General features: G+C 54.4%; 16 protein-coding genes. 9 read left to right on the plus strand and 7 right to left on the minus strand.

Going from position 1 to position 22,716, the window contains the following annotated elements:
* The first annotated feature begins 38 nt into the window (after positions 1 to 38).
* Complete coding sequence (locus HS105_04110; protein ID MBE7515783.1) at positions 39 to 2,201, plus strand: hypothetical protein; 2,163 nt, start codon at positions 39 to 41, stop codon at positions 2,199 to 2,201.
* Positions 2,202 to 2,208: 7 nt separating this feature from the next.
* Here the strand turns inward: HS105_04110 and HS105_04115 are convergent, their stop codons facing one another.
* Both HS105_04115 and rlmB read right to left on the minus strand, forming a co-directional pair.
* A complete protein-coding gene (locus tag HS105_04115; protein MBE7515784.1) occupies positions 2,209 to 2,724 on the minus strand; it encodes a zinc-ribbon domain-containing protein in 516 nt (171 codons plus the stop codon).
* Between the two features lie 7 nt (positions 2,725 to 2,731).
* Positions 2,732 to 3,538 (minus strand): 23S rRNA (guanosine(2251)-2'-O)-methyltransferase RlmB, encoded by an 807-nt coding sequence (gene rlmB, locus HS105_04120; protein ID MBE7515785.1) that lies wholly within the window; start codon positions 3,536 to 3,538, stop codon positions 2,732 to 2,734.
* 323 nt (positions 3,539 to 3,861) lie between these two features.
* On the opposite strand from rlmB, the gene HS105_04125 reads away from it, so the two are divergent.
* The 4 genes from HS105_04125 (at position 3,862) to HS105_04140 (ending at position 7,189) form a co-directional block, all read left to right on the plus strand.
* Complete coding sequence (locus HS105_04125) at positions 3,862 to 4,488, plus strand: NYN domain-containing protein (GenBank protein MBE7515786.1); 627 nt, start codon at positions 3,862 to 3,864, stop codon at positions 4,486 to 4,488.
* Between the two features lie 7 nt (positions 4,489 to 4,495).
* Positions 4,496 to 4,870 (plus strand): DUF2203 domain-containing protein, encoded by a 375-nt coding sequence (locus tag HS105_04130; protein ID MBE7515787.1) that lies wholly within the window; start codon positions 4,496 to 4,498, stop codon positions 4,868 to 4,870.
* A gap of 171 nt (positions 4,871 to 5,041) precedes the next feature.
* Entirely contained in the window at positions 5,042 to 6,268 is a 1,227-nt protein-coding gene (locus HS105_04135) for an RDD family protein (GenBank protein ID MBE7515788.1), read from the plus strand.
* A gap of 21 nt (positions 6,269 to 6,289) precedes the next feature.
* Positions 6,290 to 7,189 (plus strand): fibronectin/fibrinogen-binding protein, encoded by a 900-nt coding sequence (locus HS105_04140; protein ID MBE7515789.1) that lies wholly within the window; start codon positions 6,290 to 6,292, stop codon positions 7,187 to 7,189.
* A gap of 3 nt (positions 7,190 to 7,192) precedes the next feature.
* On the opposite strand, the gene HS105_04145 is transcribed toward HS105_04140, so the two are convergent.
* The gene (locus HS105_04145) at positions 7,193 to 7,804 is read right to left on the minus strand and encodes a TlpA family protein disulfide reductase (protein MBE7515790.1); all 612 of its coding nucleotides are present in this window, start codon (positions 7,802 to 7,804) and stop codon (positions 7,193 to 7,195) included.
* Positions 7,805 to 7,817: 13 nt separating this feature from the next.
* Positions 7,818 to 10,928, minus strand: a complete 3,111-nt coding sequence (locus tag HS105_04150; protein MBE7515791.1) for an FHA domain-containing protein — start codon at positions 10,926 to 10,928, stop codon at positions 7,818 to 7,820.
* A gap of 76 nt (positions 10,929 to 11,004) precedes the next feature.
* Between HS105_04150 and HS105_04155 the strand changes: the two genes are divergently transcribed.
* The 4 genes from HS105_04155 (at position 11,005) to HS105_04170 (ending at position 17,786) form a co-directional block, all read left to right on the plus strand.
* Positions 11,005 to 12,570: a YifB family Mg chelatase-like AAA ATPase gene (locus HS105_04155; GenBank protein ID MBE7515792.1), complete on the plus strand. Its 1,566-nt coding sequence runs from the start codon at positions 11,005 to 11,007 to the stop codon at positions 12,568 to 12,570.
* An 84-nt stretch (positions 12,571 to 12,654) separates the two neighbouring features.
* The gene (locus tag HS105_04160) at positions 12,655 to 13,593 is read left to right on the plus strand and encodes a putative sulfate exporter family transporter (protein MBE7515793.1); all 939 of its coding nucleotides are present in this window, start codon (positions 12,655 to 12,657) and stop codon (positions 13,591 to 13,593) included.
* 84 nt (positions 13,594 to 13,677) lie between these two features.
* Positions 13,678 to 16,572 (plus strand): excinuclease ABC subunit UvrA, encoded by a 2,895-nt coding sequence (gene uvrA / locus HS105_04165; protein MBE7515794.1) that lies wholly within the window; start codon positions 13,678 to 13,680, stop codon positions 16,570 to 16,572.
* 542 nt (positions 16,573 to 17,114) lie between these two features.
* Entirely contained in the window at positions 17,115 to 17,786 is a 672-nt protein-coding gene (locus HS105_04170; GenBank protein MBE7515795.1) for an IS1595 family transposase, read from the plus strand.
* A gap of 847 nt (positions 17,787 to 18,633) precedes the next feature.
* On the opposite strand, the gene HS105_04175 is transcribed toward HS105_04170, so the two are convergent.
* The 3 genes from HS105_04175 to HS105_04185 all read right to left on the minus strand — a co-directional run bounded on the left by HS105_04175 (position 18,634) and on the right by HS105_04185 (position 22,695).
* A complete protein-coding gene (locus HS105_04175; GenBank protein ID MBE7515796.1) occupies positions 18,634 to 20,889 on the minus strand; it encodes a TonB-dependent receptor in 2,256 nt (751 codons plus the stop codon).
* Between the two features lie 275 nt (positions 20,890 to 21,164).
* Entirely contained in the window at positions 21,165 to 21,908 is a 744-nt protein-coding gene (locus HS105_04180; protein MBE7515797.1) for a pyridoxine 5'-phosphate synthase, read from the minus strand.
* 43 nt (positions 21,909 to 21,951) lie between these two features.
* Entirely contained in the window at positions 21,952 to 22,695 is a 744-nt protein-coding gene (locus tag HS105_04185) for a glycosyltransferase family 2 protein (GenBank protein MBE7515798.1), read from the minus strand.
* Positions 22,696 to 22,716 lie beyond the last annotated feature (21 nt).

Consider the following 22,716-nt stretch of genomic DNA (forward strand, 5'->3'; position numbering starts at 1 on the left):
TTGCTATCATGGTTCGAATCGGTTCGCAGCGACGTGATATGCAGATCAAACACCTAATTTCAATACCCTTCATAACACTGTTCTTATCCATTTTGACGCTTGCCGGCGGACCGCAGGTCTGGTCCGTGAATTCGCGCGAGCAAATGCTCAAAGGCGATGCCCGCGGCATCAGTATCGATCAAAACGGCAGCATCGCCCTCTCGCCGAAGCTGGTTGAGGTTTTTAGAACGGGTCAGCCTTATATCTGGTCGAGCGCGGTCGATGCGGCAGGCAACACGTACCTGGGGACAGGCAGCGGCGGTAAGATCTTCAAAGTGAGCGCGAACGGATCCGCCGCCGAATTTGCCGATCTTACCGAAATGAACGTAACCGCCATAGTGATCGGCCGCAGCGGGGAGATCTTTGCCGCGACATCGCCCGACGGCAAGGTTTATCGGATAGACGCTGTCGGAAAGGCCGAAATTTACTTTGAGCCCGGAGAAAAATACATTTGGGCACTTACGGTCCTGCCTGATGGTTTGGCGGTCGCCACGGGCGATAACGGCAAGATATTCAAGGTCAAGGCCGCAGGGGCAGCGCCTGACGCGTCTTTGCTTTACGACACGACAGAGACACACATAATAACGCTCGCTGCGGACAAACAGGGAACTCTGTACGCAGGCACGGATCCCGGCGGCATCGTGATGCGATTCGGGCCGGATGGTAAGCCTTTCGGAATGCTTGATTCACCTCTGCGTGAGATACATGACCTTGCAGTTGCTGCTGACGGTTCGGTTTATGCCCTTGCTCTCAGCGAGTCGGTCTCAAGTGCCAAGCCGGATGCCGCAAAGTCCGATACGGCGTCAAGCAAGCCTGTTTCGATCGAGAAAAAACCACCGGTCGAGGCTCCGGCAAAGAGCCTGTACGACCTAAAAGATGCAAAGAGTGCCGTATATCGGATCTATCCGGATGGCGGCAGCGATCTGCTTTGGGCATCACCCACGGTCGTAGGTTTCTCAATATGCAAGGCCGCAGACGGAGACGGCGTGTTTATCGGCACCTCGGACAAAGGCCGCATTTACACCGTAACGAACAGCGGCAGGGAGATCCTTACACTACAATCAGATGCAGGCCAGATCTCGACCATAAAAAGCGACGGACGCGGGTTCATTGCGACGTCAAGCAATCAGGGTTCACTATATCGCATCGGCCCAGACACGGTTGCCGAAGGAACATATTCGTCATCGGTTCTGGATGCAAAGGCGGGAGCGAATTGGGGGCGCATCTGGTGGCGTTCGACCGGTAAAGTCTCGCTTCAAACACGTGCCGGTAATACTGAAACGCCCGACGAGACATGGAGCAGTTGGAGTTTCGCCCTGACCGATGCAAAAGGCGGAGCGATCGCTAGCCCGAAGGCTCGTTATCTTCAGTGGCGTGCGGTATTGAGGCCGGCGTTAGCCAATTCTTCCGAGCGAACGTCCCTCGCAGAGGTCAGCGTTGCTTTCACGCCGCGCAATCTGGCACCGGAGGTTCGATCGCTGAGTATCCTGCCGACCAATATTGGCCTCGCTGAGAACCCAAAGCCGCAGATCGATCCGAATATTGCACTTTCCGGTATGGACCCTATAGATTTCGGCCTGCCGAAGGCAGTGGTGCCGCCGCGCCGTATCTACCAGCGAGGTGCTGTGGCTCTGCAATGGACGGCAGACGACAGGAACGGCGATGAGCTGACCTACGATGTTTATTATCGCGAGATCGGCGGCGGAGAATTCCGTTTGTTGAAAAGCGGCCTGACCGAACCGTTCTTCACGATCGACGGCCAATCGCTGGCTGACGGGCGTTATATCTTTCGCGTCGTTGCAAGTGATGCCGCGTCAAATCCGATCCCGCTGGCTCTTACGGGCGAGCGGCTGAGTGAACCTGTTGATATCGATAACACACCGCCCATCGTAACGCCTGTTGGTCAGCCTCAGATCATCGGCAGCAAGGCACAGATGGTATTTGAGGCGGCGGACGCAGCAAGCTACATAACACGCGCCGAGTACAGCGTTAACGGCGGCGAATGGCACGAGGTTTACGCTGATGACGGCGTAGCCGACAGCCCTCGTGAACGGTTCACTGTCGAAGTGCTGCTGCCGGCAAGCGGAGAATATACCGTTACGCTTCGAGCTTTCGATGTGAACTCGAATTCGGGAAATGCGCGGCAATCAGTAAAGCGATAGCTTCGGCTCAGTCTTTAGGAAGCTGTATCGTCCTTTCTTCTCCGGAAAGATGCCGAGTGGTGTTATCAGTAACCGACGGAGGCACGAGATCGCCGGTCTTGTAGCGGTATTCGACGCTTGCCGGTTCCGTTTGCTGTGGCGGCAATGCCTGATCGGCCGGTCGGCCCGCGATCTGCGGTGCATTGCCCGCCGCGATCGGCATTCCTCGTTCCGAACGCCGTAATTGCAGATACTGCGCGACGCCGCTTCCGAGAGAACCGAAGGCAGGGATCAGCATCCAGAACCACCAGCCCCTTCCTGTTTGTGAAAAAGCAAGGGCGATCGCGACCGCCAAGAACGCAAGGCCGGTAAAGATCTTAGTAACGGCGCTTTCGAGATAGATCGGCTTTCCCTTTTTATTTAGCGGGTGCACATAGCTCGCGGCTCCGACAAGGGCGCCCGACACATTGTCGAGGTTGGTGCCGCACTTACGGCAGAATTTTACGCCGTCAAGATTCTGTTGTCCGCAATTCGGGCAAAACATACCGATATCACTCCTTTCTGCGCTGTCGCATTGCCTCAAACAGTATAACGCCCGCAGCGACGGAAACGTTCAGCGAATCTATTTTTCCATACATAGGAATTTTAACCAAGACATCGCAGTTTTCCGCGACAAGCCGGTGCAGGCCGCGGCCTTCATTTCCGAGGATCAGAGCGGACGGCGAGCGCCAATCCCATTCTGTGTAGCTCATCTCGGCGTCGGCGCTTGCCCCGACGGCCCAGATGCCTGCCGCCTTCAGGTCTTCGATGAGCCTGTTCAGGTTGCCTGCTCTTGCGATCTTAACGTACTCGAGAGCTCCCGCAGATGATTTAGAGACGATATCGGTCAAACCGGCCGCACGGCGTTCGGGAATAATTACGCCGTTGGCCCCCGCACATTCTGCGACGCGAACGGCCGCGCCAAGGTTTCGCGGGTCCTCAACACCATCAAGCACAAGAATGAGAGCCGGTTCGCGGGCATTGATAACGGCGTCGATCTCAGAATATTCCGCTGAAGCAACGACCGCATAAACACCTTGGTGGTTCTTCGCTGCGGGGAAGCGGTCTTTCTTTGCATATTCCCAAGCGATCGAAAGCTCGCGGCAGCGGTCCATTACGTCGCCCAACCGAGACTCGCGCACACCTTCGGCGAAAACTACCTTCTCGACGCGGCGTGAACCGGCACGTAATACCTCAAGAACCGGAAGAACGCCGAAAATACGGTTGTCACCGCTCGATTCATTCCTCAAAGCAATGCCGTGCGGTTCTTGTTTTTGATGTCTTGACCGCCTGTTGTCGACGGGCTTTCGCTGTTTCATATCGGCTGGCCGTGCAGCGGCAACAGGCGGCGCAAAGCCGGCCTCGCGCGCTTGCGGCCATTTGCAAATATTAGCACTGCGCCGAACATAATGCTTGACCATGTCGGCCAACGAATGCAAACTATAAACAAGGCAATGCTCTAAACGGTGAGCGGATCGATATTAAAACGCTGTTCCAGTGTTCATCACGGTGAGAATTCTAATTATCGTTTCGGCTATTTGATACGTATTTGACAGGTTACACTTAAGGGCATCTTCCGACCCGACGCTCATCAGCCTTCCAACAAGCTTTGCCGATACTTTTGCAATGATCTGAGGTGAAAATGCAGTTCGGCAACGGGACAAGCTCGTCCTGGCAATTCGGCCATCGCGGCCGTGTTGCCGTATTCATAGACGGGAATAATCTATTTCACGCGGCCCGCTTCCACGGGATCGATATCGACTATAATCGCTTGCTTCGCATCCTGCTCGGCGACGGCAGGCTGTTGAGGGCTTTCTTTTACACCGGCGTTGATGTCGGAGCGGAAAGGCAGCAGGGCTTTCTGCTTTGGATGCGGCGTAACGGATTTCGCGTCGTGCAAAAGGAACTGAAGACGTTCTACGACGGTACGCGAAAGGCCAATCTCGATGTCGAGATCGCCGTTGATATGCTCTCACTGGCGGGACGATACGACACTGCGGTGCTCGTTTCGGGCGATGAGGATTTCGTTTATGCGGTAAACGCCGTTGCGTATAAGGGCTGCAGGGTCGAGGTCGCCGGCTTCCGCTCGAATACGGCCCCGCGGCTTATCGACGTCGCGGATTTCTTTATCGACCTCGGCGATATCGCGGACGCTATCCGAAAAGATTCGTCCCAGACGGATGATTACGAGATACCGGCGTATATGCCGGATGAAGTTGACCGGCGGCCGTCGCCCGACAACGACAATTCTGACGATCTTGTCCGCTGATGGAACAATGAAGCTATTCTCCGTCGAGGAAGCGAACCGCGTCCTCGCAGATATCATACCGTCGCTTTTTGAACTGCGGGACCTTGATCTCCGAGTTGAAAGGGCTAGAGAAGCTGCTCGTGCCGCCGCCGATCTCTCGAAATTCGGCGGTGGTATGCCGGGCGGAACAGCATACGTTAAAGACCTTTACGCGGTCGGCAGGATCGTCATTGAGCTAAGCGAACTTGGCATCGAGATCAAGGATCACTCCCGCGGCCTGATCGATTTTCCGAGCCTGCGGAATGACCGCATCGTTCTATTGTGTTGGGAGATCGGTGACGGCGAACGTATATCCTGGTGGCATGAAGCCGAGGCAGGTTATGCCGGGCGGCAGCCGCTTTGAACACGCGGATCGGGGTCGAAAAGGATTTTTCCACAGCTTAGGTATTATCAGCAGTATTTTGATAAGCGCTTTGTGTATGTGCGCTTTACTATTGACCTCTTAAAGTGATCTCTGATATTATCACCTCGTTTTGATTTAGGTCTCATTTCTTTCCGAGCGAAATTTCCGGCTATGGGTTGTTTGGTATGTGAACGTGACTTTGCAGCGGCTTTGTCGGTTTGCCCGACATGCGGCTCGATGCGCGGGGATACCGTTCGTGAGGAAATGCAGATAAAGCGCTCCCTCGTCGGCACTCCGCTCGCCGCACAAGCAGCGTCCGCCGGTCTGTCGCCCTCATCCGCTGAAAAGCGCTCTGTCACCAGCGAGTTCTTGCGTATGAATACATCTCCGACATTGGTTGAATTCCAGACGAAAAGTGCGCCGATACCCGAATGGCGTTTACAGCTGCAGAATGCCGTGCGAGCCAGAAAGGGAATGGCTGCGTCCGATCAGGAGACATCCCTGCATAAGGCAAAGGCGTCGCCCTTGCCAAAGGCGGAGATGTCTTCGGCACCGGATATCAAAGATCCCGATCCTCGCCTTGCCAAGGCTTTGAAGCGCGTTGATAATTCGCGAAGCCGCTTTTTGCCGCCGGAGCCGAAGAAGGCGTATTTCGAACCGCGTCCGCCGCAAGAGAAGAGCTATCGTTTTGACGTGCTGACATCTGAGGTTTCGCCTGCGGTCGAACGTCCCGCGACCGTAAATGCAACGCCGAGGCCCGCATTGGTCCCTATCTCGAACACTGTAAAGCGTGAGACGAACAAGCTTCCCAAGCTCGAAGAATCTGCACGGAAGAAGATCGAGAAAGTAGAAAAGATCGCTGCAATTGAGCCCGACGATGCGTCTGACAAAGAACTTGGCCAACGTATAATGATCGCCGCTGAGGGCACAGATACAGCCAAGGGCGTCCCTGCGGAAACAGAATTCATCGACGACCTCGCACCCATTGCAATGCGGTTCAATGCGGGGCTTTTTGATTTACTGATCGCCCTCGTCGTAAGCATGCTCTTGTTGTCGCCCATCGTTTTCGGCGGCGGTGAGTGGGCCAGTGTGGGCGGCTTTCTTGTGCTTATCGGTACGACCGCGCTCGTCCTTTTCATTTATTCGACGCTGGCAGTCGGCTTTTACGGACGTACGTTCGGAATGCACCAATTCTCGCTCGAACTGGTCGATGCTGAGGAGAATGCGTACCCGACGCTCCGTCAATCGGCCGTCAGTGCGGCACTCTATCTTGTATCACTTATGCTGAGCGGCCTCGGATTCGTGACGATATTCTTTAACGAAGAGAAACGCGCCGTGCACGACCTGCTTTCGGGCACGATAATGGTTCGCGAATTCGTCGAGGACGAGGACGATTGAGCATCGCTTTGCCGTGGCCCGATGCCTGATACACAAGATCGTACTGACAACTCGATCCTCCGCGAGCAGGCTGAAAAGCTTGCCGCACAACCGAAACGCCGTTTGGCTAACCGAATCAAACGGCTGAACAGGCTCCTTGCCAACCTCAACGGCGACCTTGCAAGATATGGCGACCCTGCCGTTTCAAAGAGATACGGGGAACTTATACTGGCAAGCCTGCGGACGGCCGTCCGCGATGGCGACGTGATACGCCTTGCCGATCTTTACGATGAAGGCCAGCCTGAGATCTCGATCGAGGGCGACCGGAACAAGACTCTGAGCGAGATAGCAGAGGCGTATTTCAAGCGTTATGCAAAGGCCAGAAGTGCCGTCAAGGTCGTTAATGAACGGCGAACAGCGGCCGAGGCCGAGCGTTCTGAGGCCGAGGCGAAACTAGCTCAGATAGGATCCGCGGTCGATGCACTCGACATGGAATTTCTCTCCGGCCTCGAAGCACAGCCGCCAAAGCAGCGTCCGGCATCCAAAAAGACAAAAGCGGAATTGGCTTACAGGGGCGTTCGGCGTTTCATTTCGAGTGACGGATTTGAAATATGGGTCGGGAAAAAGGCGGCGGATAACGATCACCTGACGTTCCGAATAGCAAAGTCACTCGATGTTTGGCTCCACGCTGCCGATCATCCGGGGTCGCACGTCGTTATCCGCGATTCGGGGCGTAAACAACTGCCCGAGAGGACGCTGCGCGAGGCGGCTGAACTTGCCGCGTTCTACAGCGATGCTCGCGGCCAGACTAAAGCGGCGGTGCGGCATACGCAAAGAAAATTCGTCAATAAACCAAAAAAGGCCGCACCGGGAATGGTGAGCCTTTCGGGTTTCAAGACGATCCTGGTCGAGCCGAAAGTGGCCGTCAAACAAAAGGAATAAGCATTATTCCGCAAGGATCGTTTCGATGGTTTCTTTCATCTTGTTGACGGTTTTTGGATCGCCGCCAAGGAATACACCACGGAGACGCCCTTGGCGATCGACCACCAGACTCTGCGGCACGCCGTCAAAATTCGTAACCTTGGCGATGTCGCGTATGGAATTCAACGGGATACGAGCCAACTCGTAATTGATCTTCATCTTCTCGGCAAATTTTTGTATCGTCTCAGTATCTTCCGGTTTGCCGCTGCCGTCACCGACATCAAGGCCGATGACCTGAACGCCGCTTTCCTTGTACTTATCGTTGATCGCTATAAGCTCGGGTATCTCGGCCCTGCACGGGCCGCACCACGTTGCCCAAAGGTTAAGCAAAAGGACGTTGCCTTTTCGATCCTGCGGCTTGAACTTCGTTCCGTCGAGCATCTCGAATTCTGCATTTGCAACCAGCGAGTTCAGCGGCGGATACGATGAGGCCGGAGGTGCGGGTGAGGCCGCATTGACGCCCGCCGGCGGCTGCACCGCGGCGGTATTCGTCGCCGTACCGCCGCAGCCTATAAAGAGCTGACCAATAAGAAAACATGAGCAGGCAAGTGCAAGCGATCTGAAAAAGAACTTCATAACAAGCAGAGAATTATCGAATATCCCGAAACCGAAGTACGATCATCGTCGCGATAGTCAATAAACCAAACATTATCACTAATACCAGTTGGTTCAAAACTTCATTCATCCACGGGTGCAGGAACGTAATATAGCCGCTGAGGCTTTCGGGCAGTTTTTTGGGGCTGGGCAGAGGCGGAGGAGCATCGAGGTCCGGGATGTGCGGTGTCTGGCCCTCATCAAGTGCTTTACGGAGGCGATCCACCTTCCTGTCGAGCGAACGCTTATATTCCTCGAGTTTTGCCTTGGTTTCGTTAAAAGCGTTCTCGTTCTCGGTCTCGACCTGCCGATAGAGGCCTTGTCCGCCGGTGCTGCCGGTCAGTGAGGCTCCTTCGGGATCAAGCGTGTCGAGTGTCGAGAAGCGTTTCATGGTATCGAACGACCATGCGGCCGGCACCGCGAGGCTGATCGGTTTTGACAAGCCTGTCGGCACGCCGAATATGCCGGAAAAGAGTATTTGCGGGATCAAGATCAACGGGACAAGGCTGGTTGCCATCTCCGATGTGCGCACCAATGCGGAGATAAGCAGGCCCGTCGCTATGCCGACGCCTGCGCTGAGGATCATTGTCCAAAATTGCTGCAGCCCGAGCATCTCACCCGGCATCGACATAAGCCCTGCGATATCGAGGAACTTGAGCGGCAGGAACAGCAGCAGGCACTGAACGAACACGATGATGCCAAGTACCGTCAGCTTCGATGCGACGTAAGGCATAAGGCCGAGGTTGACCATGCGTTCTCGTTCGTAAACAGGGCGTTCGCGGACGATCTCGCGTGCCGAAACACTTGTCCCGAACCAAATAGCAACGATCGCCAGAACAAAATACGGCAAGTCGCGCGGAAGATCGTTACCGAGAACTATGAACGTCAAGAATGCGATGATCGGTGCCTGTCCGAAGAGGATCAGCAAATTAAGCTTATCTTTTCGAAGGACCTCGAAATAGCGTTTTGAAAGGGTTGCCCATTGACGTATCGAACCGCCAAGCCCGAGGCGGCCACGCCTGCCGGTGCCTTTGTCCTCGACATTCTCCAGCGAGCGCTGCGGCTCTTCGATGTATTCAGCGTACTGCGGTGCTGAGCGGAAGCTCTTACGCCACTTTTCGGCGGTTTCGCCGGTGATCGAGGCCCGTGCCTTTTCGCCGTTCGCCCGCACGCCTGCCTCTATCGGAGCCTCGAGTTTGTCAAAGAGTTCCTTATAATTCGCCGCACCAAGATGCTTTAGAGCATCAGCAGGCGGACCGAAGAAGACAAGCCGTCCGCTCATCAGCACAACGATCTTGTCGAACAGGCTTACATTCTCCATCGCGTGGGTTGTAAGCACGACGGTGCGGCCGGAGGCTGCGATCTGTCGGAAAAGCCGCATTATCTTTTCTTCGGTTGCGGGGTCAAGCCCCGAGGTCGGTTCGTCAAGGAAGATGATCGACGGCTTTGTGATCAGCTCGACGGCGATCGAAACACGTTTACGCTGGCCGCCTGAAAGCTGACTGACCGGCACTTCGCGGCGTTCTGTAAGGCCGGTAACGTCAAGGACATCCTCGATCGTGCGTTCGATCTCGGCGGGCGAGACATCACGAGAAAGACGGAGCTTTGCGACGTAATAGAGAGTTCTGTAAACCGTCAGCTCGCGATGGATTATATCGTCCTGAGGCACATAACCGATCGACTGCTTGAGCGAGTCGATGTGGCTGTAAAGATCGAGATTGTTGATATATACGCGCCCGGACGTAGCGGGCCAAACGCCGTTGAGCGCCGTCATCAACATTGATTTGCCCGCACCCGAAGGCCCGAGAAGCCCTACGAACTCGTTCGGCTGTATCGTAAGCGAGATATCGTCGAGCAGGCGAAGGCTGCCGATATCGCGGGTGATTGCTACCGCGTCGATACGCGCCTTCGAACGCACATCGAACACCTGAACGCCGCCTGCGGGATCGACACGTATTTCGAACGAGCCGATCAGAACCTTGTCATTCGGCCCGATGGAACGCCGCGAAACGCGCTCGCCATTGACGAATACGCCGTTGGTCGAGCCGAGATCGTCAATTACGATGTCGCTGCCCGAACGCAAGAGCCGAGCGTGCTTTGAAGATATCTGCAGGCCGTCGAGCGAGATGTCATTCTCGGCCGCGCGGCCGATCGTCAGCTCTTTCCGGTCGCCGAAGGACAGCGACATCAAGAGGTGTGCCTCGCCGGTGCTTTCCAGTGAGGTTCCCTCCGAAAGGGTGTCGAGCCGGAACATCATCGTTTTGCCGTGTCCCTGCTGCAGATCGGCGACGGCAAACGACGGGTCGGAAAGTGCGATAGAACGGTGGCTTGTTATATCCGCTCCGGGCGGCGCGGGCTTTGACGGAGCGTCGAACCGTAAGATCGGGCCGCTGATGCCGAGGCGAATGAGATCGTTGTTGTAAAGCGGCGTCGCTGACGTGATCCGCTGTTCATTGATGAATGTTCCGTTAAAGCTTTCGTTGTCCTCGATGACAATGGCCGAGCCTTCGGTGCGAATAACCGCGTGGCGCCTCGATACGATGACCTGATCGGTCGGAAAGACGATCTCGCAGGTTTTGTCGCGGCCTATCGAGAGCGTGCCGGCGCTGAGAACTACCGGCGGCCGCTGCGGTTCGTCAACAAAGATGAACCGTGTCGAGCTTGATCCGACGGCACCTGTCCGTGCGGGCGGCTTTGGCGGTTCCGGCGGCACTTCCAGCGGTTTGATCGGCATCTCGACCGACGGTACCGAAATGCGTCCCGCGGAACGAGGTGCCGGGCCTTCAGCGGTAACTTCGAACCAGACCACTTCGCAGATGGGGCCGTCCGTACCGAACCGTATCTGATCGCCGGCTGCGACGGCCGCCGGTGCGGTGATCCTTACGCCATTCAAGTAAGTTCCGTAGCTCGAGTTCTGATCCACGATGAACCAGCGACCCTCGTTGTGCATAAGCTCAGCGTGCCGCCGCGAAACCATCGGATGGCGATCGTTGTCGAACGCCACGTCACAATTCGCCTTATCACGGCCGAAGCGTATAACCGCTTGATCGAAGTTTAACTCTTCACGACCGCCGCCGACTGCAGTTTTGGACAGAATGATCTTCATCTTGAACGCAGATAGATTAGCAGAAGATGCACCGTTTGCGGTAATATTTTGATGCTTTCATTTTCCAAAGGGACTTATGCTTTTCTTGACGCAGTCAGCGGCCGTTTTCGGCATTGACGCTCTCGTTGTAGATATCGAGGCGAATCTGCGCACCGCAAGCGGCGACGGAGATCAAACCCCTGCAATAACGATCGTCGGCCTGCCTGATACTGCAGTGCGTGAATCGCGTGAGCGAATACGCGCCGCGATAACGAACAGCGGTTATTTCTTTCCGATAGATAAGGTTACGGTCAATCTCGCGCCTGCGGATGTCAAAAAAGAGGGTGCAAGCTTTGACCTGCCGATAGCATTGGGTATTCTCGGGGCGAACGGCGACCTTACCAACGGAGAACGGCTGGAGGGCATTATGAGCGTCGGTGAGTTATCGCTCGACGGCCGTGTACGTCCGGTTCGCGGTGTGTTGTCAATAGCGATCGCGGCTCGGGAGAACGGCATTTCGACGCTGCTGGTGCCGGAGGACAACGCTACTGAAGCCGCGGTTGTGCAGGGTATAACGGTTTATCCCGTCCGCGATCTCCGTGCGGCGGGAGATATTGTAAAGGAACTCGATGCCGGCGGCGGCACCTCTATCGCTCCTTTGCAAATGGATATTGCAGAGTTGCGATCGCGCGAAGGCCGCTATCAGATCGATTTTTCAGAGGTCAGGGGCCAGCAAACGGCAAAACGCGCCCTCGAGGTCGCGAGCGCGGGCGGACACAATGTCCTGTTCATCGGCCCGCCCGGATCGGGCAAAACGATGCTTGCAAAGCGGCTTCCGACGATCTTGCCGCCGCTGGAGTTCGAGGAAGCCCTTGAGATCACAAAGATCCACTCTGTCGCAGGGCTTACGGGACGCGCCGGGCTTGTTACGGAGCGGCCCTTCAAATCGCCGCATCACACGGTTTCGCAGGCCGGCTTGATCGGCGGCGGCTCTATCCCGAGGCCCGGCGAAGTAAGCCTTGCCCATAACGGCGTTCTTTTCCTCGACGAATTGCCTGAATTCGACCGCAGCGTTCTTGAGGTGCTTCGCCAGCCGCTCGAGGACAAGTCGGTCACAATATCGCGCGCGGCAACGTCATTGACGTTCCCTGCGGCGTTTACGATGATCGCTTCGATGAATCCGTGTCCGTGCGGATACTTCGGCTCGTCGCGCGAATGTAAATGTTCGCCGCCGATGATCCAGCGATATATCGGTAAGATATCAGGGCCGCTGATGGACAGGATCGACATTCACGTTGACGTGCCGGCGGTCAAGTTCAATGAACTTCGCGGACGCGGTACGGCCAAAGCCGAGTCGTCTTCGGTGATCCGCGAACGCGTGATCGCTGCTCGCGGCGTACAGATCGAACGGTTCAAGGGCAAAGCATTCTCAAACTCAGCGATGACGCCGCGTCAGATACGCGAATTCTGCGCACTTGATGAGCAGTGCGAGTCGCTTCTCGAAAAAGCAATGCACCGACAGGGCCTTTCCGCACGCGCACACGACCGCATACTCAAGGTTTCGCGAACCATTGCCGATCTTGCCGGAAGTCCTGAGATCCGTCCTGAGCACCTCAGCGAAGCAATAAATTACCGCTCGCTGGATCGCAATTATTGGATCTAGATCACTTTGTGGGCATGGCCGTACACTTGCAATGTTATCAATGCCCGTTTACATTTGCCGTCGATATTTCTAGTCTATTGAACGATGAAATGGAAGCGGGTTGTATTCATCCTGTTCGTTATTCTGTCGCTTAGCCCATGGGGTTCGGCGCCTTTAGCGCTTGCGTTGGGCCTCGTATGCGCTCTTGCATTCGGAAATCCTTTTCCGCAGATCCAAGGCAAACCCACGAAGTATCTGCTCCAGGCCTCCGTAGTTCTGCTGGGCTTCGGTATGGACATTTTTGCCGTACTTAAGGCGGGCCGTGAAGGTATCGTGTTCGCGGTCGCGACGATCGTCGGAACGCTGCTTCTCGGTACGCTTCTCGGCAGGCTCTTGGGTGTTGAGCGGAAGACCTCTGCGCTCATTTCAGCAGGAACCGCGATCTGCGGTGGTTCGGCGATCGCCGCGGTCGGCCCTGCAATAGATGCCGACAATGATGAAATGACCGTTTCGATCGGCACGGTCTTTATCCTCAACAGCCTCGCTCTTTTCATCTTTCCGGCTTTCGGCCACTTTTTTACGATGTCGCAGGAGCAGTTCGGAATGTGGTCGGCAGTGGCGATCCACGATACAAGCTCGGTCGTCGGCGCGGCATCGTCCTACGGTGATGCGGCACTTGCGATCGCCACAACGGTCAAGCTTGCGAGGGCTCTTTGGATAGCTCCGGTCGCGTTGATATTCGCTTATCTTTTCCACGACAGGTCATCAGGCAAGAAGGCGAAATTCGCGATGCCGTGGTTCATTGTACTTTTTCTGGCGGCAACTGTCGTCCGAAGCATTGCACCGGCAAAGCTTCCGCCGAGCATTTTTGATTCGCTCGTCAATCTTGCCAAGGCCGGTTTTGTGCTGACACTTTTCTTTATCGGAGCAAGTCTTTCGCGCGATGTTATCCGAAAGGTCGGCGTCGGGCCACTCGTCGAAGGCATCGCCCTTTGGATCGCCATCTCGATCACTGCTTTCTTTGCCGTTATGCATTTCGTATAGGCCGGTTTCGCGGCCATTAGCAGCGTCAATCTCATTTTGGTAAGATAAAGGTTTCGGCTTAGCCTCCGGACGTTGTCTTACGTGATGATCAAGCAGATAAGCGTGCGTGGAGCACGCCAGCACAATCTGAAGAACATTGATGTCGATATCCCGCGTGATAAGTTCGTGGTGATAACCGGCCTTTCGGGCAGCGGCAAATCGTCACTCGCATTCGACACCATATATGCCGAAGGCCAGCGGCGTTATGTCGAATCGCTGTCGGCTTACGCGCGTCAATTCCTCGACCAACTCGAAAAACCGGATGTCGATTCGATCGAAGGGCTTTCGCCGGCCATTTCGATCGAGCAAAAGACCGTTTCACGCAGCCCGCGTTCGACGGTTGGCACGGTTACCGAGATCTACGATTTTCTGCGGCTTCTTTATTCGTCGGTCGGCACGTCGCATTGCCCGCAGTGCGGGGCACCGATCACAAGGCAAACGGTCGATCAGATCGTTGATCGCATTACAGAGCTTCCGGAGGGCGAGCGTGCAATGATACTCGCTCCGATAGTGCGCGGCCGCAAGGGCGAATTCAAAAAGGAACTTGATAAGCTGCACCGCGACGGCTTTATCCGCGCGAGGATCGACGGCGTGATACGCCAACTCGATGAACCGATCGTCCTTGATAAGCGTAAGAATCACACGATCGAGGTCGTTGTCGATCGGCTTTTGATAAAGCCCGATGTGCGCGAACGCCTTATCGCCTCTGTCAGGACGGCGTTGAAGCTGACCGACGGAGCGGTGCTTGTTTCGATCGTTGACGGCGACGAAGAACTATTCAGCGAGAAGATGGCCTGCGTTAACTGCGGGATAAACATCGCTCCGCTCGAGCCGCGTTCATTCTCATTCAACACGCCGTTCGGTGCCTGTAAACGCTGTCTCGGTATCGGCACAGTAATGGAGATCGACAGGGCGAAGATCATTCCCGACACGACGAAGAATCCAAGCGAGATCGACTTTCTTCGCGGAGCCGATAAGATGGGCGCCGCGTTCTTGAGCTCCGCACTTGTTGCGATCATTGAAAAATTCACGTGCGGCGACAAGCTGGAGCCGCCGACGGGGCGTGAAAAGACCGGGAAGACACGGCGCCGCAAAGTTAAAGATGTGCCGCTCGGGAATGATTTCGATGAGCTGATGCGCACGCCGTTCAAAGACCTTCCGCAGGCGATACAAGGAGCATTCTTTGACGGCACGCGGAAAAGATTGACTTTCCGACACGGCGAGCACAAGTTCGAACGCGACTGGCGAGGTGCCATGCGTGCGATGCGTGAACGCATCGAAAATCCTCCGTCAGACAAGATCAAGGATGCGCTTGAACAACTCATTGAGCCGATGCGGTGTCCTGAATGTGCGGGCGCACGACTGCGTAAAGAGAGCCTTGCGGTAAAGGTTGCGGGTATCGGCATTACAGAGCTGGTCGAAATGCCGATAAGCGACGCGGTAAAAAAGTTGGAGAACATAAAGCTGACGAAGAGGGAAGATCTGATCGCAGGCCAAGTGCTCAAAGAGATCCGCGATCGGCTGCGTTTTCTCGATACCGTCGGCCTCGGTTATTTGACGTTGGGCCGCGGTTCCGCAACGCTTTCCGGCGGAGAAGGCCAGCGGATCCGGCTTGCGACGCAGATCGGTTCGCAGCTTCGCGGTGTGCTGTATGTTCTCGACGAACCGTCGATCGGGCTGCATCCGCGCGACAATAAACGGCTTCTCGACACGCTGCATCAGCTTCGCGACCTCGGTAACACCGTGCTAGTCGTCGAGCACGACGAAGAGACGATCCTGAACGCCGACCACGTCGTCGATCTCGGACCGCAAGCGGGAACGAACGGCGGAGCCATCGTCGCAGAAGGCACCGCCGAACATATCGCAAAGAGCGACACGCTGACGGGCAAGTACCTGCGCGGCGAGCTGAAGATCGAAGTGCCGGAGCTGCGCCGTCTGCCGAACGGCATTCGCCTAAAGGTTAAGGGTGCACGCGGCCATAATCTCAAGAACATCGATGTCGAATTTCCGCTCGGCTTGCTTATCGTCGTAACGGGCGTGTCGGGTTCGGGCAAATCCACGCTCGTCGAAGAGATACTTTTTCCCGTGCTTCACGGCCACATTTACGGTACTTCGTCGGTGCCGCTCGAACACAAAAGCGTCGAAGGGCTCGAGCTTGTCGATAAAGTGATCGAGATCGACCAGAAGCCCATCGGCAGGACGCCGAGATCGAATCCGGCAACATTCACCGGATTGTTCACGCACATCCGCGACCTGTACGCGATGCTGCCCGAATCGCGTGCACGCGGCTACAAAGCGGGGCGGTTCTCCTTTAACGTGAAGGGCGGCCGCTGCGAAGCATGCGAAGGCGACGGCCTGAAACGCATCGAAATGAGCTTCCTGCCCGATGTTTACGTGATGTGCGACGTGTGCCGCGGCAAGCGCTACAACCGCGAGACGCTCGCGGTGAAATACAAAGGGCTTTCGATCGCCGATCTGCTTGATACGACGATCGAGGACGCACTGCCGATACTTGAGAACGTTCCGGCGATCAAGAACAAGCTCGAAACGCTGCTTGATGTCGGCCTGGGCTACGTAAAGATCGGCCAGTCGTCAACAACGCTCTCCGGCGGCGAGGCTCAGCGGATAAAGTTGGCAAAAGAACTCTCAAAACGTGCGACGGGCAAGACGATCTACATCCTCGACGAACCTACTACGGGGCTGCATTTCGCCGATGTGCATAAACTGCTCGATGTTTTGCAGAAACTTGTCGATACGGGCAACACGGTCATCGTCATCGAGCACAATCTCGACGTCATCAAGTCCGCAGATATGATAATCGACCTAGGCCCCGAAGGAGGTGCGGGCGGCGGCAACGTCGTCGCATACGGCACACCGGAAGAGGTCGCCCGCGTCCGAAAAAGCTACACGGGCCAAGCCCTCAAACCGCTGCTTAAATAGCGTAATTTGCTACTGCGAGAATATTCGAATTGCCGCGCACTTTAGTCGAATTGCCACGCACTTTAGTCGAATTGCCACGCACTTTAGTGCGTGGGTAAGAATTTGCAAAGTGCCTTCGGCTTTAGCCGAAATTCTTTTTTTGCGATTACTCTGCAATTTACGCGATGTCAGGTTCGGAAGAAAGTCCGATACAGAATGTAAAAGTAGAATACAACTCCGGCAGTCTCAATCAAACGCGTTATCGCTACCGCACCGAACCATAGGCTTTCTTTCCATTGGATTCGCCCATATTCGTCTGGGTTTGATCCGTCCTTATCCAATATCAACGAGATCGCAGGTATCGACGAAATTGATCGATATAGCTCTCGCATTGTAATATCGACAGTGTTCAGAACAACGAAGAATGAAAAGCAAATGGCCCACGCTATCGCGATTCCCAACGAAAACAAAACGCCATTAATTATGATAACCGCAAATGCACCGTAAAATAAAAGATGGGTCATGACTAGTTAAACATCCTTTATAGTAGGATAACGCTAGTAATGACAGGTAGTTACAAGATACTAAAGCGTTCTCGAATTTCGAGAGCAAAATTTCGTCAGATATTGAAGTATTTTTCACTTGATCTGACGGCATCACAGATCACCGAATTGACGGGTTTGAACCGGAACACGGTGAACAGATATTTGAAAAAGATTCGTGAGTCGGTGGCAGCTTTCTGTGAAAGCGAATCTCCGTTTTCAGGAGTGGTCGAGCTGGACGAATCATACTTTGGTGCAAGAAGAGTTCGCGGAAAGCGAGGACGCGGAGCATACGGGAAAACGATCGTTTTCGGTATCTACAAACGAAACGGCAAAGTCTATACCGAGATTGTTCCTAACTGCTCTCGTAAAACGCTTTACGCTATTTTAGAAGGCAAGGTGAATAAGACTTCGACCGTCCATACAGACGGCTTTCGTGCCTATCATTCGCTGGTCGATCTTGGTTACAAAAAGCATTACCGCATCGACCACAGCAAGGATGTTTTCGCCCTCGGCACCAATCACATCAACGGCATCGAAAGCTTCTGGGGCTATGCGAAAGTCCGTCTCGTGAAGTTCCGCGGTATGCGAAAATCTACCTTCTACTTGCACCTAAAAGAATGTGAGTTTAGATTCAATTACAGACAACAAAATCTTTACTCAATTCTCTTAAATGTTGTCAAAGAACTATGACTTAACTAGTCATGACCCTAAAAGATTACTAACCAACTCACCTAAACTTCTAACAAAAAGTTGGTCGCTCGCGCTTTCATACGTGTATCGAAGATTAGAACAATCGAAGATGGCAAAAGGAGAGCTTTCGCGATCTACTGTAAAATATTCAGAATTTGATCTTACATAATCGACAAAATTTGAATGGTTGTAAATTTCCTCCTCGTGGGTAAACGTTAAGATAAATATAGCGAGTCCAAGAAGAAAGGCGTTCAGAAAATTTGGCATTATCCATAAGATTGCCAAGATCGATATTATCGTTAAAACGGCGGATGACAAGATCGTCTTTAAATACCTTTTTGCAGGTATATTAGTCGCTAATAACCCCTTGTTTTTTAGCCGAACAGAGAGCTGTAATCCGTAACGAAGCGATATCACCAGCTTGCGCATAAACTTGACTGCAACTAACGCACCTGCGACGAACATCGCAACGTAAGACAGTAATTCGAGAATTTGATAAATATCGTCCGTTTTATCCATTTTAAATGGGTAGATAGTACCACAAACGTTTTTAACGACAAATCAAATTATTCGAGCCGAATTTCTTGCCTAGCGATCGTTCTACGTAGAGACTTTGAAACCTCCAGAGTGCTGTATTGAAAAATACAACCTTAATTTTTTTTGAATTGCCACGCACTTTAGTGCGTGGGTAAGAATGTCAGAATGACCTTCGGCTTTAGCCGAAATGATCCGGGCTAAAGCCGAAGAGTTTCCGACTTCCGTTAACCACCAGCTAAGGCCGGCGGCAATTCATCGAATAAGAGGGGAACATTCAGGCGAGGTCACTTCCTACGAAGTTTTGCCGCGCCTATTGTTTCCGGTCGTATGTCCAACGGATGCCGACGCGGAACGTTCTGCCGACCTCGAGCCGCTGCTGCGTCGGTTGGCCGCGGTTCGGATCGCGGTCATTGAACAAGTTCTCGACGGTTCCGTACAACTCAAAACCTTTTCGCAGACGCTTCGCCGCGTAAAGGTCCCACAGTTGGAACGCAGGCACGATGGTTTCCGCGTTCGTCGATTCGACACGCGATGCGATCCATTTGCTGTAAAGCGAGCCGCGCAGGTTCGCATCAAATCCGTAACGCGCGTTGTCGTACCCGAACTTCACAAAGCCGTGATGCCGATTGCGTCCCGTCAGATAACGATGCGTCTTGCGGTCGAACGCTTCAAGATAGGTGTACGCCGCCGAGACGGAGAATCCGTGCGGCAGCCTGTACGAGGTGTCGAATTCGACACCCTGCGTGTAAACGTTCGCAATGTTCTTGTAGTAAAAGAGCATCACGTTGTAGATCAGGTAATGCTTGAGTGCAGGATCAATACCGTTAGCAGCAAGCACAGCATCTACATTGCCCGTCGTTACAACGCCTAGATTACTGTAGTTGATCAGGTTGCGGACGTCGTTGCGGAAAAGATTGACGCCGATGTGCAGGTTGCGGCTGCGTGCGTTGTATTCTCCGCCCAACTGCCACGAACCCGCCGTTTCGGGCCTGAGGCCCGGATTGCCGATGATCTGGTAAAAGCCCGCGGGATTGCTGAATCGATAATAAAGCTGGCCGATGTCCGGTGCACGAAAGCCTTTGCCCCACGATGCTCGAAAACTTATCGAATCATTCACGCGGAAATTGACGCCGGCCTTTGGCGAGAACGCATTGCCAAAGGCCGAATGGTTGTCAAATCTGGCTCCGACCGTCAGTGTAAGACGATCGGTGATGTTTATCTTGTCCTGCGCCCACGCGACACGCGTGCTTGCCTTTGCACCATCGTTGCGCAGACGGTTGAGGCCGCTGTAACGATCCGTCATAAATTCAACGCCGGCCTGTAAAAGGTTTCGATCACCGATGATACGCGTGAACGTCGCATCGACCTTGCCGAACCGCTCGAAAAGATTGCCGTCAGGCAAGACGGTGTTCGACGGATAAAGCGCACCGCGAGTGATCTCGTCGTAGCGCGAGAAATAGCCGCGTATCTGCACGTTCGTCAGCCCGTCGACAGCCCAATCAGCAGTCAATCCGTAGTTTTGCGAGTCATCATTAACGTTGTTCGTCTGAGTGCCTTGTTCACCGATAACGCGGCCTTTTGCGTAGTTCCAGTAGCTGTTCGCGAACGCGGTCAGCGAGAAATGCTCATTGAACGCGTATTTCAAGCGTCCGTAGCTGTCGTAGCGGTGAAAGCCCGCACCTTCCGCCTGGAAGGTCAAAGGATCGAAGTCAAAGCCGTTGTTCTTATGGCGTTCTAGGCTGAAGATGCCGCTTAGCTTCTTTTTCAAAAAACCGACGCTCGATTTGCCGTCGAATACGCCGTAACTGCCCGCCGCGGCCGAAAAGTTGGCAGTGAACGGCGTCGTTTGTTCGCGCGTTCGCAGGTTTATTACGCCGCCGATCGCGTCAGAACCGTAAAGAGCACTCGCGGAGCCTTTGACGACCTCGATGCTTTCGAGGCGGTCTGTCGATTGACGGTCGAGATTGATGACACCGCCCTTGATCCCGCGCGCACCAACGACGGGTTGGCCGTCAAGAAGCACGAGCACCTGCCGCGAATCGATGCCTTGCACCTGTTCGCCCGCGACGCCCGACGTTTCTGAGCCGCGTCGAGTGATGACGCCCGGAACCTCACGCAACGCTTCGCCTGCCGAGTCGTAGCCTGTCGTTGTGATATCGCGGCGAGTGAGTACGTCAACCTTTGTGCTGAGGCTCTCACGCAATTCTTCCTGACGCGAGCCCGACACGACGACAACATCCGCTGAGACCGCTGCCGGTTCGAGTGTGAAAACCGGCCTTGTACCTGCATCGATATCTGCTTGAACGCGGCCGAAACCGTCAGCCGAGACGACGGCTTCGAACGGGCCGCTTCCCGTGACAGTAAAGCTGAATTCGCCGTTCTTATCGGTCGATACTACGCGTTCGAGGCCTGTTTTTTTGTCACGCAGGACAACGGTCGCACCCGCTATCGCGGCGTCGTTGCTGTCGTTCACTTTTCCCGTAATTGATCGGCTTTGGCCAAAGCCGGCGAGTGATAATATGGCGATCGTAAATAAAATGATAGAGAGTTCTGACACCCTTTCCATAAGTTCTCCTTGTCCAAATATGAGCCGGCGGATCAGTATTCGTAAGATCCATCCGATTTCAGTTTCGAATTACACTTCTGTCATATCTGTTCGGTATTGGCGGGCTGAGGCCGGCACCTTTACCGTTTCGTACATCGTTCCTGATGTCGCGAACTCTCTATCAGGCTTCCTTATTGAAAGCCGTTTTCATTTGTAATAGTATATTGAAGCGATGACGGGCCTGTCAAAACCGTCAGCGAAGGTTTGTGAAAGGATGAGATCGCGGCCGAAGAAGCTTAGCCGATCGCCGCGAGCATCTCGCGTACGGCGGCGTCAAGGCCTTTGAATATCGAGCGGGAAATTATGTGATGGCCGATGTTGAATTCGGTTATTTCGGAAATCGCGGCAAGCGGGCCCACATTCATTGTCGTCAGGCCGTGGCCGGCGGCGACAACAAGCCCTTTGGAAGCGGCGTGGACAGCCGCATTTCGAAGTCGTTCAACTTCACTCGCAGCCTTTGCCATCCATTCGGGTGCATTGGAGCGTTCGCCAAGCGTCAACTCCGCATATTCTGCGGTGCAAAGTTCGATCTGGTCGGCTCCCGCCGCGTGTGCAGCATCGATCTGTTCGGTGTCAGGATCGATAAAGATGCTCGCATGGATGCCTGCGTGCTTTAGGATGCTGCAAGCGGCAGATATCGTATCCGCATTCGATCGGACGTTGAGGCCGCCCTCGGTCGTAACCTCGTTCGGCGATTCCGGTACCAGTGAAACTGCGTCGGGCTTGAGCGTGGTTGCGATCGAAAGCATTTCGTCCGTTGCGGCCATTTCCAAGTTCAGGTAAGTGGTTACGGAACAGCGAAGCTCCTCGATATCACGATCTTGGATATGCCGCCTGTCACCGCGAAGATGCACCGTTATGCCGTGTGCGCCCGCTTTTTCGCAAATGGCCGCAGCTTCGAGTACGCTCGGTTCGATCGTCTTCCGAGCTTCTCGGACCGTTGCAACATGATCAATATTTACATTCAATCGTGCGGTCATGATCTGATATTAACGCGTCGCGGAGGTCGTTACAAAAAGCGCTTTAATCCGCTAGGTCGTAAGCTCCGTTCTTGGCATTGCGTCGTATGAGCGAAAGTTCCGAGAACATTCGTCGGGTGTCGCGGAATACGGAAACTTTTGAGCCTTCAACATCATTCCAACGTACCGGGATCTCTGCGAGCCGAAGTCCGTGATATTTCGCGACGAACAAGAATTCTACATCAAAGCCGAACCTGTCGATCGTCATCAAGCCGAGCAGCGGCCGGAACTTGTTCATATTGAACGCCTTAAACCCGCACTGCGTGTCGGAAAATGCAAGGCCTGACATCTTTCGAATCACAAAATTCATTACGCGGCCGCCTTGCTCGCGCCGCCACGGCTGATGCGTCCCGATAAGCCTGCGGTCGATGGCTCTTGAACCGAATGCAACGTCGCATTTGCCGCTGCGTATCGGGTCGATCAGCTTGTCCATCTCTTCGATCGGTGTTGAAAGGTCTGCGTCGCTAAATAGAGCGAGGTCTGCACTTGCCGCAAGCAGGCCCGTGCGTACCGCAAAGCCCTTGCCTCGGTTCTTTTCATATCGGATCACGTTGGTTGCGATATTCGGAAACGCGGCTGCGGCCGTCCGTGCGACATCTGCCGTTCTGTCGCCGGAGCCGTCATCAACGACGATCAACTCGGCATTGATCTTTTGTTCGTTAATGTGTTCGAGGATCGCAGTAACCGATGAAGCGAGGCGAAGTTCCTCGTCAAATGCAGGCACAACTATCGACAGGTCAAAGCTCATCCTATGAACGGTTTATACTAG

The organism is Chloracidobacterium sp. (assembly GCA_015075585.1).
Lineage (GTDB): Bacteria > Acidobacteriota > Blastocatellia > Pyrinomonadales > Pyrinomonadaceae > OLB17.